General features: G+C 44.1%; 14 protein-coding genes. 13 read left to right on the top strand and 1 reads right to left on the bottom strand.

The window, feature by feature from the left end; translation table 11 throughout:
* Positions 1-42: 42 nt before the first annotated feature.
* Positions 43-960: a LysR family transcriptional regulator gene (locus tag BTV98_RS04665; RefSeq protein ID WP_075103044.1), complete on the bottom strand. Its 918-nt coding sequence runs from the start codon at positions 958-960 to the stop codon at positions 43-45.
* 245 nt (positions 961-1205) lie between these two features.
* Between BTV98_RS04665 and BTV98_RS04660 the strand changes: the two genes are divergently transcribed.
* The 13 genes from BTV98_RS04660 (at position 1206) to BTV98_RS04600 (ending at position 14524) form a co-directional block, all read left to right on the top strand.
* Positions 1206-2366, top strand: coding sequence for a muconate/chloromuconate family cycloisomerase (locus tag BTV98_RS04660; RefSeq protein WP_058368789.1), 1161 nt, complete (start codon positions 1206-1208; stop codon positions 2364-2366).
* Between the two features lie 78 nt (positions 2367-2444).
* Positions 2445-2735 carry a muconolactone Delta-isomerase gene (gene catC / locus BTV98_RS04655; RefSeq protein ID WP_058368788.1) on the top strand — a complete coding sequence of 97 codons (291 nt, stop codon included), beginning with the start codon at positions 2445-2447 and terminating at the stop codon, positions 2733-2735.
* 125 nt (positions 2736-2860) lie between these two features.
* A complete protein-coding gene (catA, locus tag BTV98_RS04650) occupies positions 2861-3784 on the top strand; it encodes a catechol 1,2-dioxygenase (protein WP_058368787.1) in 924 nt (307 codons plus the stop codon).
* Positions 3785-3919: 135 nt separating this feature from the next.
* Complete coding sequence (gene benA / locus BTV98_RS04645) at positions 3920-5299, top strand: benzoate 1,2-dioxygenase large subunit (RefSeq protein ID WP_058369949.1); 1380 nt, start codon at positions 3920-3922, stop codon at positions 5297-5299.
* A 120-nt stretch (positions 5300-5419) separates the two neighbouring features.
* Positions 5420-5917, top strand: coding sequence for a benzoate 1,2-dioxygenase small subunit (gene benB / locus BTV98_RS04640; RefSeq protein WP_058369948.1), 498 nt, complete (start codon positions 5420-5422; stop codon positions 5915-5917).
* Between the two features lie 161 nt (positions 5918-6078).
* Positions 6079-7095 carry a benzoate 1,2-dioxygenase electron transfer component BenC gene (gene benC, locus BTV98_RS04635; protein WP_058369947.1) on the top strand — a complete coding sequence of 339 codons (1017 nt, stop codon included), beginning with the start codon at positions 6079-6081 and terminating at the stop codon, positions 7093-7095.
* A 212-nt stretch (positions 7096-7307) separates the two neighbouring features.
* Positions 7308-8093, top strand: a complete 786-nt coding sequence (locus BTV98_RS04630) for a 1,6-dihydroxycyclohexa-2,4-diene-1-carboxylate dehydrogenase (protein WP_143505646.1) — start codon at positions 7308-7310, stop codon at positions 8091-8093.
* A gap of 96 nt (positions 8094-8189) precedes the next feature.
* Positions 8190-9383 (top strand): benzoate/H(+) symporter BenE, encoded by a 1194-nt coding sequence (gene benE / locus BTV98_RS04625; protein WP_075103042.1) that lies wholly within the window; start codon positions 8190-8192, stop codon positions 9381-9383.
* Between the two features lie 149 nt (positions 9384-9532).
* A complete protein-coding gene (locus BTV98_RS04620; protein WP_075103041.1) occupies positions 9533-10255 on the top strand; it encodes a 3-oxoacid CoA-transferase subunit A in 723 nt (240 codons plus the stop codon).
* Between the two features lie 26 nt (positions 10256-10281).
* Positions 10282-10941: a 3-oxoacid CoA-transferase subunit B gene (locus tag BTV98_RS04615; RefSeq protein WP_075103040.1), complete on the top strand. Its 660-nt coding sequence runs from the start codon at positions 10282-10284 to the stop codon at positions 10939-10941.
* Positions 10942-11055: 114 nt separating this feature from the next.
* Entirely contained in the window at positions 11056-12291 is a 1236-nt protein-coding gene (pcaF, locus tag BTV98_RS04610) for a 3-oxoadipyl-CoA thiolase (protein ID WP_058368726.1), read from the top strand.
* Positions 12292-12343: 52 nt separating this feature from the next.
* Positions 12344-13126, top strand: a complete 783-nt coding sequence (gene pcaD / locus BTV98_RS04605) for a 3-oxoadipate enol-lactonase (protein WP_075103039.1) — start codon at positions 12344-12346, stop codon at positions 13124-13126.
* Positions 13127-13228: 102 nt separating this feature from the next.
* Positions 13229-14524 (top strand): M20 family metallopeptidase, encoded by a 1296-nt coding sequence (locus BTV98_RS04600; protein ID WP_075103038.1) that lies wholly within the window; start codon positions 13229-13231, stop codon positions 14522-14524.
* Positions 14525-15021: the final 497 nt, after the last annotated feature.

Here is a 15021-nt window from a genome sequence, read left to right as displayed (position 1 = left end):
GCACTATTCCTAATGGTTAATGCTTATATCTCTTCACGTTTCTTATATTTCTTCACGCTTGTAGTCAAAACCTTCTTCATCGTATATTTGGTAAGTGACTGCTAATAAAGTTTTTAATAACTTCGACTTATCAAAATGCTTCACACTCATGACAATAGGAGAGGTTAATAGCCCATCTTCAAACGGGATATAAGCCACCTCCTGACTACGCATATGCTCAAGCGTCTTTGGTACGATGGTCAGCCCTTCTCCTGCCGCTACGAGACCTAAAGCGATATGTAACTCACGGACTTCTGTAAAATAATTCGCCTTTAGGTTACGTGCTTCAAATAACTCTAATACATAATCAATAAAGCTAGGACGCGGCGCGGTTGGATAGAGTAATAAATTTTCGTTTGTTAAATCCATTAGGCGAACGCCAGTTTGTTGTTCTTGTGCCAAACGATGCCCAGAAGGGACGGCGACGACTAAGCTTTCTTCTCTTAATAACAACCGTCTAATAGAGGCATCTTCAAATAAAAGCCTGCCAAAACCCACATCTATTTTACCTTCTGTCAGCGCTTGTGTTTGCTGCCAAGAGTTCAGCTCATATAACTTAATATTTATATTGGGATAAATCTCACGAAAGCGTGCAATCACTCTTGGCAATATGCCATACAGTATTGACGATACAAAACCTATAGATAACGAGCTATCAAAGTTGCCTTTACGCATTGTCATAGCACGCAGATTGTCTGATTTTGTCAATATCTGAATGGCATGATCATAAAAAAACTCCCCCGCTTCAGTAAGTTTTAAAGGGCGATTTTCTCTATCAATGAGCGTCACTCCTATCTCTTCTTCCAATTGTTTTATCTGCCGACTAAGCGGAGGTTGTGAGATAAATAGACGTTCGGCGGCCTTATTGAAACTTTTTTCTTCTGCTACTGCCACAAAGTAGCGTAAATGCCTAAGTTCCATTTTTCTCTTCCTTGATTGGGCTATAAATGCGTTTTAAATAAACATTTTAAAAGTTGATGATAGGGGGTGAGCTTTATACCTATGGGAACATAACATGATGAAGGTTAAACAATAAAATACCTAAAAGGTATTAAAAACGAACTTAATAGGTCTTAGACATGTCTTTATTTAGCATCTATAGTTCTTATTAAGCATAAGGATGTACGACTGATAAATTAAAGATAACGCTTATGTTAAGGACAACTATGATTCGCTCAATTAACACCTTGCTAGTACCGATACCGACGATTCGAGAGCATAAGCTTGCTTGTACGGTCATGAGAGAGCAAGTATTAGTCTTAGTACATATTCAAACAGAAGATGGCTATGAAGGCTGGGGCGAAGCGACCACTATCGGTGGTCTAAGCTATGCTGAAGAAAGCCCTCACAGTATCAAGACTAATATTGATACCTACTTTACCCCCCTGCTACTAAAAGAGCAGCCAGCGAGCACGGCAAAAGCCATGCAGCTGCTCAGTCTACACATCAATGGCAACCGCTTTGCCAAATGCGCCATTGAAACCGCCCTACTCGACATTGAAGGCAAACGCCTAAACCTACCCGTTAGCGAGCTCATCGGTGGACGCGTACGTGATCGCATTGAAGTCGCTTGGACGCTTGCCAGCGGTGATACCGCAACTGATATCAGCGAAGCCAAGCAAATGGTCGAGCAAAAAAAACACCGCATCTTTAAATTAAAAATCGGCAGCAACCCTATCCTTGATGATGTGGCGCACGTATTGGCAATTAAAAAAGCCTTACCTGACTGTCGTATTACGGTCGATGTCAATCAAGCATGGACGGAGCTTGACGCGATGCAAGGTATTGGCCTACTGCAAGCGGGCGGCGTTGATTTGATAGAGCAACCTATCTCTATGCGCAATCAAGCGGGTCTAAAACGCTTAAAAGAGCGCTTTGATGTAGCCATCATGGCAGATGAAATTGTCCATGATCCACAGAACGCTTTTCAATTAGCTGCCAATCACTGTGCTGATGTCTTTGCCGTAAAGATCAATCAAGCAGGCGGACTCAAAGCAGCTTGTCTGATCGGCCAAATGGCACATCTGGCTGGTATTGAGCTGTATGGTGGCACGATGCTAGAAGGTCCTATCGGCACCGCTGCATCGGCGCATGTGTTTTCGACTTATCCTAGCTTAAACTTCGATACAGAGCTTTTTGGCCCACTCTTACTGACGGATGATGTGCTAGCACAGCCACTGGATTATCAAACCTTTGGCTTAACTGTTCCGACAGGCGCTGGACTTGGTATCGAAGTCGATAAAGACAAGGTCTATCACTATGCCGAACAAGGCGGCGTCATCTTACCCAAGCTTTCGGAGTCAAAGAAATATCCTGCTGAAACTTAAACACAGCAGCTATAAATATTAGATGATAGCGATATAGTTAAATTTATTTATTCATTAATAATTAATAAGGAAATAGCAATGTTATATCACGTGAGAATGGATGTCTTGATACCGACAGATATGGATGCTGATAAGGTTAACGAGCTAAAAGCCACCGAAAAGGCACTCTCGCAACAGCTACAAGAGCAAGGCAAATGGCGTCATATCTGGCGTTTGGCAGGCGAGTATTCTAACTTTAGTATCTTCGATGTCGATAGCAACGAAGAGCTACACGACATCATGATGTCGCTACCCCTTTATCCGTATATGAAAGTTGAGGTCACGCCCTTGTTGCGTCATCCCTCTTCTGTGCGCAGTGATGACAGTTAAGAATTGATAACAGCTAAACCCGTAAAACTACTTGTTAGATGTACCAACATATTGAGTAAAATCACTTGATACCATTTTCATGAGTTACATAGTTATTTAAATAATTCCCCAACTAGGAGAGAGACATGGAACGTACTCAAATTGAAGCGCTAGCCAACCAGTTCATCAAAGGCAAGATTGATTTTCCTGATCAAGTCAATCCACGCGTACAAGAAATCGTCCTACGCATCGTAACCGATCTCATGCAAACCATTAATGATCTCAACATCACCGCAGATGAATATTGGGCGGGGGTTGAATATATCGGCGATCTAGGCAAAGAAGCCGGTCTACTCTCACCGGGTCTGGGTTTTGATCACTTTATGGATTTGATGATTGAAGAAGACTTAAAAGCCGCGGGTCTTGACGGTGGTACTGTCCGTACCATCGAAGGTCCACTCTATGTCGCTGGGGCGCCAGAAGAAAAAGGCTTTGCGCGTTTAGATGATGGCACTGATCTTGACAATGGCACGGTGCTGTTTATGCAAGGATACGTTTATGGCGAGGATGGTAACCCTATCCCAAATGCCAAGGTTGAAGTATGGCATGCCAATAGCTTAGGCAATTACTCTTTCTTTGATGAGTCGCAGTCGCACTTTAACCTACGTCGTAGCATTATCACCGATGAAAACGGCCGTTATGCTTTTCGCAGTATCGTCCCATTAGGGTACTCAGTACCGCCAGAAGGGATGACCCAAAAAGTCTTGAGCGCGCTCGGACGTCATGGTCATCGCCCAGCCCACATTCACTTCTTTGCCAGTGCTGATGGTCATCGTAAAGTAACCACGCAGATTAACATCGATGGTGATGAATATCTGTGGGATGACTTTGCCTTTGCTAGCCGTGAAGGTTTGGTACCAGAAGTGACGATGGTTGAAGACGCGGACAAGCTAGAAGAAAAAGGATTGGACGCGCCGTATGCCAGTATCGATTTTGACTTTCATTTAGTCAAAGAGATTGATGAGCCGGTACAAGGCAGTGAAGTTGAACGCCGCCGCGCGCAAGCTTAGTTGTTATTAAATACCAGCTATTAAACCCTATTAGCTCTTAAATTTTTTAGATTTTCGCTTGATATACACACAGTTGTCGTATCAAGCGTCATACCCTAACATCGTTTAACACCGTTATTTACAAGGAAGACAGCCATGAGCGAGCGTATTAATCTAATACCTGAAGGATCAGATATTGCTATCGACGATTTTTTAGAAGAGAATGCAGAAAAAGGGATTTATCGCCTACATCGCAGCGCCTTTACCAACGAAGAGCTATTTGAGCTTGAGATGAAACATATCTTTGAAAGCAACTGGGTTTATCTGGCTCATGAGACTCAAATCCCTGATAACAACGACTACTATACAACATACATCGGCCGTCAGCCGGTCATCGTTGCCCGTAATAAAGAAGGTGAGCTGCATTGTATGATTAATGCCTGCTCTCACCGCGGCGCTCAATTATGTCGTCATAAAAAAGGCAACAAAGCCACTTATACATGCCCCTTCCACGGTTGGACTTATAACAACTCAGGTAAGCTGCTTAAAGTTAAGGATCCGCGCGGCGCTGGTTATCCTGACGCCTTTAATAAAGATGGCTCACATGACCTAAAGCAAGTCAAACTTGCCAATTATAAAGGCTTCTTATTTGCGAGCCTTAATGATGACGTCGAACCGATTGAAGACTGGCTTGGTGGCTCAACCAAAATCCTTGATATGATTGTCAACCAATCACCAGAAGGCCTAGAAGTATTGCGCGGTACCTCAACCTATACCTTTGATGGTAACTGGAAGCTACAAGCTGAAAATGGCGCTGATGGCTACCATGTGTCAGCCGTACATTGGAACTATGCTGCTACGACGGCACGCCGTAAGGAGCAAGAAGCTGTAAAAGAAGACAACATTAAAGCCATGAACGCTGGTAAATGGGGTCGTCAAGGTGGCGGATTCTATTCCTTTGAAAATGGTCATCTACTGCTGTGGACCCAATGGGAAAACCCGCAAGATCGTCCCAACTTTGCCTATCGCGATGATTATGTTGCCCAATATGGTGAAGCAATGGCTGACTGGATGATTGGACGTTCGCGCAACTTATGCCTATATCCAAACGTCTATATCATGGATCAGTTCAGCTCACAGATACGTATGCTACGTCCCTTAGCCGTTGATAAGACTGAAGTCACCATCTGGTGTATCGCACCAAAAGGTGAGAGCGATGAAGCACGTACTCGCCGCATTCGTCAGTATGAAGACTTCTTTAACGTGACTGGCATGGCAACGCCAGATGACTTAGAAGAATTCCGCTCATGCCAAGAAGGCTATAACGGCATCAAACTTGAATGGAATGATATGTGCCGAGGCTCTGAGCATTGGATAGAAGGCGCTGACGAAGGCGCAAAAGCCATTGATCTTAAACCTTTATTGAGCGGAGCAAAGACCGAAGACGAAGGCTTATATACTGTACAGCATCGCTACTGGCATGAAGAGATGAAAAAAGCCCTAGAGCAAGAGCAGCAGTTACATGGCGCAGGATAATATGAGCGCTATGTATAAGACACTTATCTAAAGCAACAAAAGGCAGGTATTTAAGCTAAATATGCTGCCAGTCATTTGCTGCAACATGTCAGGACTCACCAATATAAAAGGATTACGACAATGAAAAACGCAACGGTTAGCATCGAAGATGTGCGTCAGTTTTTGTACCGTGAAGCACGATTGCTTGATGAAAAAAACTGGGACGAGTGGCTCGCTTGTTATGATGAAGACTGCCCATTTTGGATGCCAAGCTGGGATGATGATGGCGAGCTGATAAGCGACCCACTACGCGAGATATCACTTATTTATTATCCTGATCGCCGTGGCCTTGAAGACCGCATTTTCCGTGTCGAGACTGAGCGCTCTTCTGCAACCATTCCTGATACCCGTACCACGCACAACCTATCTAATATTGAGCTGCTTGAAGATAACGACGGCATCGTTAGTGTCCGCTTTAACTGGATTAATAAATCCTATCGTTATCATGAGACCAATACTTATTGGGGGTTTTCTAAGTACAAGATAGACATGACTCAAGACAGCCCAAAGATTTTGGATAAATATGTCGTGTTAAAAGATGATTATGTGCATCAAATTATGGATGTGTATCACGTCTAAATTCTGCATGTGCTTAGTAATACTTACCAGCCAATATGCACAGTTAATTTCTACAACGGACTCATTGATAGCCCAGCCTTTATCAACCAGCCGTTATCAATAAGCCGATTAAAGTACAGCTAGATTAGTTAGTAACCATATGTTGAAAAGGGATATTTCTCATGGAATATAATATTGCTCTACAGTTTGAAGACGGTGTCACAGGATTCATCAAATGTGAAGCAGATGAAACCGTCGCCGAAGCGGCCTACCGCCAAAAATATAACATCCCTGTTGACTGTCTCGATGGTGCTTGCGGTACTTGCCGCTGTCATTGTGAGTCAGGCAGCTACGATATGCACCCTGACATGTATATCGAAGAAGCGCTGACTGAAGCTGAGGCCAAAGAAGGCTATGTTTTGACCTGTCAGATGATTCCTGAAAGCGACTGCGTTATCAAAGTACCGACCTCCTCTGAAGCCTGCAAAGTTGGCAAGTCAGTGTTTAAAGGTAAGCTACAACAGCTAAACGTGCTTTCGGAGTCTACCATTCATTTTGGCGTCGAAGTCGATAATCCAGATGCGCTAGTATTTTTGCCAGGACAGTATGTCAATATCAGCATTCCTGATTCTGGCGAGACACGCTCCTACTCGTTTAGCTCTGTACCTAGTGCTAAGCAGGCCGAATTCGTCGTCCGTAATATTCCTAATGGCAAAATGAGCACCTTTTTATCCGATATTGCACAAATTGGTCAAGATATTGATTTTGAAGGGCCGTTTGGTAGTTTCTATTTGCGCCCCCTTGTACGCCCTACCTTGTTTTTGGCAGGTGGTACCGGTATCGCGCCTTTCTTATCGATGCTAAAGAGCTTAGAAGTATCGGGCGCTCATCACCCTGTCAAGATGGTTTATGGCGTTACCAATGACGCTGATTTGATAGAGATTGAAAAACTAGAAGAAGTCAAAAGCAATCATGCTTGGTTTGATTATCGTACGTGCGTGGCGACCGAAGACAGCAACCATGAGCGCAAAGGTTATGTGACAAGCCATGTTGAAGCTGATTGGTTAAATGATGGTGATGTCGACGTCTATCTGTGTGGTCCTTTAGCGATGGTCGATGCTGTCAGTAACTGGTTGGATACGAGCAGCTTAAAGCCTAGCAATTTTTATTATGAAAAATTCACCCCTAGTGAGCAGTAGTAGATTATTAGCCAATACTAATAGCAATTGATAGTGCTGCCAATTCGTATTGAAACCGACAAAGTGTTACTGGCAACAAATTTTTGCAGCCTCTGTCTGCGTAGGCACAGCAAGCAAGAAAGTTTTTACCAGTAACACCTGCTAATTAGTATATTTAATTTGAATTAAATACATACAGATATGCTCTAGAAATACAGTTTCGTTTTTAAGGAATAGCAATGAGTAAGCGCTTTGATAATAAAGTATGTATCGTAACGGGGGCTGCGCAAGGTATCGGTCGCGGGGTTGCTTTACGCTTAGCAAGCGAGGGCGGCAAGATAGTCATGGCAGACTTCTCACCTTTAGTAGAAGACGTGTTGGCAGAAATCATTGCAAATGGTGGACACGCGACGACCATCCAAGCTGATCTTAAGACCTATCAAGGTGCACAAGAAGCTATTAATAAAGCGCTTGATACTTATGGGCGTATTGATGTGCTGGTCAATAATGTCGGCGGTGCGATATGGATGAAGCCTTTCGTCAATTTCTCAGAAGAAGAGATTAATAAAGAAGTCAGTCGCTCCTTATTTCCGACATTGTGGTGTTGCCGCGCTGTATTACCAACGATGATTGAGCAGCAGTCTGGTACTATCGTCAATGTGTCTTCTATCGCGACGCGCGGTATCAATCGCATCCCCTATTCTGCATCAAAAGGCGGCGTCAATGCCATGACCGCATCGCTCGCTTTTGAGTATGCAGATAATGGCATTCGAGTGAATGCAGTGGCGACTGGTGGCACAAAAGCGCCACCCCGAAAGATTCCACGTAACGCAAAGCCTTTAACTGATGATGAAAAATCATGGATGAATGCAGTCGTTGACCAGACCATTGACCGCACCTTTATGAAACGCTACGGTACGATAGATGAGCAAGTCAATGCCATTGCATTTTTGGCGTCAGATGAATCGTCATATATCACTGGTAGCACCATTCCTGTGGGTGGCGGTGACGAGGGCTAAGCGCACAGCAAGCGAGGAAAATTTATACCAGTATTAAACGTATCTTTTTTTTGAACAGACTATGTTATGACTAGTGCTGATTTGCAAGGAAGCAATATGGCAACTGTAATTCAAACCTTGAAAGAAGACTGGTCGCTCTCCGCGTCCGTTGCAGGGTTTCTGGCCGTCCTTATCTCTTATGCTGGACCTTTGATTATCTTTTTTCAGGCAGCGCAGGCGGCGCAAGTCTCAGAAGCCATGATGGCCTCTTGGATTTGGGGTGTCTCAATTGGCGCCGCCGTATCTGGTATCTTCCTATCTATTAAATACAAAACGCCTATCATCACCGCGTGGTCAGCACCCGGTACGGCTCTACTGGTGACCGTATTTCCAGAGATGAGTATTAATGAGGCGATATCCGCTTATATTATCTCAGCGATTGTGATATTTTTGGTCGGTGCCACCGGCTCATTTGACAAGATTTTACAATGGATTCCGAATGGCATTGCTGCTGGCATGATGGCTGGCATTTTGTTTCAATTTGGCTTAGAGTTATTTGTCGCCACTGATACCATGCCAGTTATCGTCTTTAGCATGCTTGGTTGCTATCTATTTGCCAAGCGTTTTTCACCGCGCTACACCATGATTTGGGTATTGTTTTGTGGGGTTATTCTGAGTGTCATATTCGGCAAGATGAATCCTGTCGATATGAATTTAGCCATCACCATACCGACGCTTATCTGGCCTGAATGGTCATGGAATGCCACCTTTAACCTAGCTATCCCTCTTATCCTTGTCAGCTTAACTGGACAATTTTTACCCGGTATGGCTATCTTAAATCTTAGCGGCTACGACACGCCAGCCAAGCCTATTGTCAGTATCGCAAGCCTCGCCTCATTAGCGGTTGCCTGTGTTGGCGGCATCACAATCGTACTTGCAGCCATCACCGCTGCCTTATGTACAGGCAAAGATGCGCACGAGCTAAAGGAAAAACGCTATATCGCTGGAGTAGCCAATGGTATTTTTTATCTCTTGGGTGGTCTATTTGCTGGTAGTATTGTGATGGTATTTAGCTTATTGCCAAAAGAATTGGTCGCGGCACTGGCCGGTCTTGCACTTATCGGCGCTATCTCTGCCAACATTACTATGGCCATGAAAGATGACGAACAAAGGGATGCCGCTTTGATTACTTTTTTGGCGACAGCATCCGGCATGAGTTTTTTAGGTCTTAGTTCTGTATTCTGGGGTATTCTTATCGGCATGATTGCCTATTATGTGTTAAACAAAAAACGTTTATTGTCATTTGCTTAATAAGCCTGACTGTAAAATCTTTATGGTTTAAAACAATTACCAACAAACAATCTGAACTATTTAAATTTCTAAAGCATTTCAATTATTAAAGCACTAATAAATATCACAGCAGAAACGATTTCTAATATTACTTTTCATAGGATATGAATATGATTAATAAAGCGGATAAAAGTATAACTGACGTACTTAGCCAAATTAAAGACGGCGCTACCATCATGATTGGTGGCTTCGGTACTGCAGGGCAACCAGCTGAGCTCATCGATGGGCTGATTAATCTGGGCGTAAAGGATTTGGTCATCATTAATAATAATGCTGGTAACGGCGACCATGGCCTTGCCAAGCTCTTAAAAACAGGCGCTGTGCGTAAAATCATTTGCTCTTTCCCGCGTCAATCGGACTCTTGGGTATTTGATGAGCTTTATCATGCTGGCAAGATTGAGCTGGAGCTAGTACCACAAGGCAATTTGGCTTGTCGTATTCAAGCTGCAGGTATGGGACTCGGCGCGGTATATACGCCAACAGGCTTTGGTACTTTGCTCGCAGAAGGCAAAGAGACTCGTCATATCGATGGTAAAGACTATGTTTTAGAATATCCGCTCAAGGCGGATTTTGCCTTAATCAAAGCATCTAAAGGCGATCGCTGGGGCAACCTAGTCTATCGCAAGTCTGCACGTAACTTCGGTCCAATCATGGCAATGGCAGCTGATGTAACTATCGCTCAAGTCTCTGAAACGGTAGATCTTGGTGAGCTTGATCCTGAGCATGTTATTACACCGGGTATCTTTGTGCAGCATGTGGTGCAAATCCAGCCTGCTAGTACTGAACCTGCTAGTGATGAATCTGCTAGCACAGCAACGACAGCCACCGCTTAATACTGCCAATTATAAGGATCGTCATCATGAGCCATACTTCCTACACCGTTTTGACCCGCGATCAAATCGCCGAGCGCGCTGCACAAGATATTCCAGATGGTGCTTATGTCAATTTAGGCATCGGACTACCGACCAAAATTGCCCAATACCTACCGGATGATAAAGATGTATTTTTGCATTCAGAAAACGGCTTGCTAGCTTTTGGACCACCACCTGCTAAAGGCGAAGAGGATCCCGAGCTGATCAATGCTGGAAAAGAGTACGTCACCATGCTCGATGGCGGTAGCTTTTTCCACCATGGCGACTCTTTTGCGATGATGCGCGGTGGTCATATCGATATTTGCGTATTGGGCGCGTTTCAAGTGGCAGCCAATGGCGACTTAGCCAACTGGAGTACCGGTGCGACAGATGCAATACCTGCCGTTGGCGGCGCTATGGACTTAGCCGTTGGTGCCAAAAAAGTCTTTGTCATGACCAATCACACGACCAAGACGGGCGACCCTAAAATCGTCAGCGAGCTTACCTACCCTGTGACTGGCAAAAACTGCGTTGATCGCATTTATACTGATTTATGTGTCATTGATGTCACCGATAAAGGCTTAGCAGTCACCGAAATGGTCGATGGCATGAGCTTTGCGGACTTGCAAGCATTGACTGGCGCGACGTTAATTGACGCTACTAAATAAAAAACCTTCTTGATGAAAACTTAAAATAATCACAATTTAAGATAATCAAAGCTTAGAACAATCAAAGCTTTAATTAATAAAAATCCAGAACCCTCAAAATTCAGGATAATCACTATGACTGATTCAATCACTCGTTTAAATAACGCTTATATTATTGATGCCATTCGCACTCCTTTTGGTCGCTACGGCGGCAGTCTAGCACCCGTACGTGCAGACGACTTAGGTGCGATCCCTATCAAGGCGCTAATCGAACGTAATGCTAATGTCAATTGGGTAAAAGTAGATGATGTCATCTACGGCTGTGCCAACCAAAGCGGCGAAGACAATCGCAATGTCGGACGTATGTCGTCATTGCTGGCGGGTCTACCTTATCAAGTGCCGGCAACCACCGTGAATCGCTTGTGCGGCTCGTCAATGGATGCGTTAGCGATAGCGGCGCGCGCGATTAAAGTAGGTGAAGCCAATATCATTATCGCAGGTGGTGTCGAGAGCATGAGCCGTGCGCCATTTGTCATGGGCAAATCAGATCAAACGTTCGGTCGTAGTCAAAAGCTTGAAGATACCACTATGGGCTGGCGCTTTGTCAATCCAAAGCTCGATGAGCTATATGGCACAGAGAGCATGCCGCAAACCGCTGAAAATGTCGCAAAGCAATTCGATGTCAACCGTGCTGATCAAGATGCATTCGCCCTACGTAGCCAACAACGTACCGCAGCGGCGCAAGCGTCAGGATTCTTCAAAGATGAGATTACCCCTGTCGTCATCCCGCAGCGTAAAGGCGAGCCTGTCACCGTCGATACCGATGAGCATCCTCGTGCTGACACCACGCTTGAGAAGTTGACCAAACTGCGTCCTATCGTCACCGCAGATGGTACGGTGACGGCTGGTAACGCCTCTGGAATCAATGATGGTGCAGCCGCCTTCCTAGTGGCGTCAGAGCAAGCGGTGAAAGAGTTTAATCTAAAGCCGCGTGCGCGTATTGTGGCCTCAACTACGGTAGGCGTTGAGCCGCGTATCATGGGTTTTGCCCCAGCACCCGCAATCAAAAAACTGCTGAAGCAAACTGGGCTGTCACTTGATGAGATGGATGTCATTGAATTAAACGAAGCCTTTGCCGCCCAAGCCCTAGCTTGTACGCGTGACTTAGGATTGGCTGATGATAGCGAGCGCGTCAACCCTAACGGTGGTGCGATTGCCCTTGGTCATCCACTTGGCGCCTCAGGTGCACGATTGATTTTAACAGCGCTTAATCAACTGGAAAAAACAGACAAGCGTTATGCTATCTGCTCGATGTGTATTGGCGTTGGACAAGGTATCGCGATGATCATTGAACGTGTGGATAGTGAATAGCGCTTGCAGCGTTTTTTAACTTTATAATTATAAATAAGCGAGGTAACTATTTATGCCAGTATTCAAAAATAAAGACGTCGATATCAACTATGCCACTTTTGGCGATAGCAGTGACCCTGCTCTACTATTCTCCAACTCTTTAGGTACCAGCTATCATATGTGGCAGCCGCAAATCGATGTGTTGCAAACTGAATACTTTATTATCTGCTACGACACCCGTGGTCATGGTAAATCCTCCGCACCAACAGGTCCTTATCGTTTGGATCAGCTTGGGCAAGATGTCATTGATTTGCTCGATCATCTAAGTATCGATAAAGCGTTTTTTTGTGGCATCTCTATGGGCGGCATGACTGGTCAATGGCTGGCTATCCATCATCCTGACCGCTTTCATCACTTAATGCTATGCAATACCGCGGCAAAGATTGGTAATGAGGCGGCATGGAGAGATCGCGCGCAATTGGTTCGCGCGCAAGGTCTAGATCCTATCGCGGCTACCGCTGCTCCGCGTTGGTTCACAGCGGATTTTATCGATAGTTATCCTGATGTAGTCGCAGCATTGTCCAGCGCTCTCGCGGCTGGCAGTAGCGAGGGTTATGCCAGCTGCTGCGAGGCGTTATCTGTCGCGGATACTCGCGAGCAACTAAAAGATATTCGCGTACCTATCACCGTGGTGGCAGGTACCGAGGATCCAGTAACGACGGTTGCCGATGGTCAATATATGGTCGATCATATCCCCCACTCTACGCTTGCGACTATCGATGCCTCGCATATCTCCAATATTGAACAGCCTGAAGCCTTCAATCAACTAGTAAGGCAGTATTTGCATGATCAATAACTCTATTGCGGATTAAAAATTTTTATAAAACGTGAGAATAGAAAAGTAATTACAAGGAAGACACATCAATCAACCAACAAACCATCATTCAAGGAAGAAAGTATGAAACGATCATTATTATCATTGGCTGTCGGTATTATGGCCTGTAGCACCTTTAGCGCTCATGCCAACATCAACATCGATAAAGAAGTTAAAAGTGTTGAAAACAAAGTGATTGAATGGCGTCGAGATATTCATAAGCATCCTGAGCTGGGCAATAGAGAAACCCGCACTGCCGCTATTGTTGCCAAGCACCTAAAATCACTAGGTATGCAGGTCGAAACTGATATCGCACATACAGGCGTTGTTGGATTTTTGAAGGGTGCGAAACCTGGCCCTACAGTGATGCTACGCGCAGACATGGATGCCCTACCCGTTACCGAAAAAGTGGACGTACCATTTAAATCAACCATTGTGACCAAGTACATGGGCGAAGAAGTAGGCGTCATGCATGCCTGCGGGCACGATACTCACGTTGCTATGCTCATGGGTACGGCTGAAGTACTAGCGGCAGTTAAAAATGAATTGCACGGCAATATTATGTTTGTGTTTCAGCCTGCTGAAGAAGGTGCTCCTGAAGGTGAAGAAGGCGGTGCTGAGCTTATGTTAAAAGAGGGTATATTTAAAAAGTATAAGCCTGAGGTAGCGTTTGGGTTACACATTACGTCGAGTTTAAATAGTGGAAAAATTGGTTACCGGAGTGGCCCTGTTATGGCGAGTGCTGATAGCTTCGACATAACAGTAAATGGTAAGCAAACACATGGTTCAGCACCTTGGAATGGGGTCGATCCTATTTCAACTGCAGCGCAAATCGTAACCGGCGTGAATCATATAGTCAGCCGTCAAATTGATATTACCAAAGAGCCTGCCATTGTCTCCTTCGGCAAAATAGACGGCGGTGTACGCAACAATATTATTCCAGATAATGTCAATATGATTGGCACTATTCGCAACTTTGATATGGATAATCGCGAGCAGATTTTTAGTAATATAGAAACGACAGCAACACATATAGCCATGGCATCGGGCGCCAAAGCTGACGTCAAAATCAACAAAGGTTATCCGGTCACGATTAACAACCCAGACCTTACCACGCAAATGTTACCGACGCTCAAAAACGTAGCAGGTAAAGATAATGTATCTGAGATACCTAAAATAACAGCATCCGAGGATTTCTCCTTTTATGCCCAAGAAGTACCTGGTTTATTTTTCTTTTTAGGTGGGACACCAGCAGGCCAAGACCCAGCTAAAGCCCCCTATAACCATTCTCCCTACTTCTACGTAGATGAATCGTCATTTAAAGTGGGTACAAAAGCGCTTAGTCAGTTAGCAATCGATTATTTAGCGATGAAAAAATAACTCTATAGTCAATTCGCTATAAAAACGATACAGCGAGACTAGTATAAATGGATTTTTTGAATCAACACTTAAATTCGTAAAGATATGGGTTTAAAAATAAATTCTTATCTTTTTTACCGTTAATTTATACTTTATAGCCGACATATAGTATATTCAATTTAAAAGTGTTACAGCGCTACTGGGATGATTTTTGCGCAGCCTCTGGGAACGCAGCAAGCAAGGAAAAATTATACCAGTAGCGCTTTTGAACTTACGACAGTTTTATTTTTAATTGACTATACTTTAATAAAAACCAAAACAGCTCATATATTTAAAAGATATATGAGCTGTTTTTTTTGTCTATCTTTTAAGAAAAACCATCTATTGCCAATAAAAACATAACTTTCTCCAAAAGAATAAATCCTATGAATATTCATAGCCTTACAAGTTTTTTAGATATTTTTTATAAAAACCTCACTGATTTTAATTAAAGAAATTATACGTCCTTATACTTTCTC

Source organism: Psychrobacter sp. Cmf 22.2 (assembly GCF_001921745.1).
Lineage (GTDB): Bacteria > Pseudomonadota > Gammaproteobacteria > Pseudomonadales > Moraxellaceae > Psychrobacter.
This window is presented reverse-complemented; position numbering and strand designations above follow the sequence as displayed.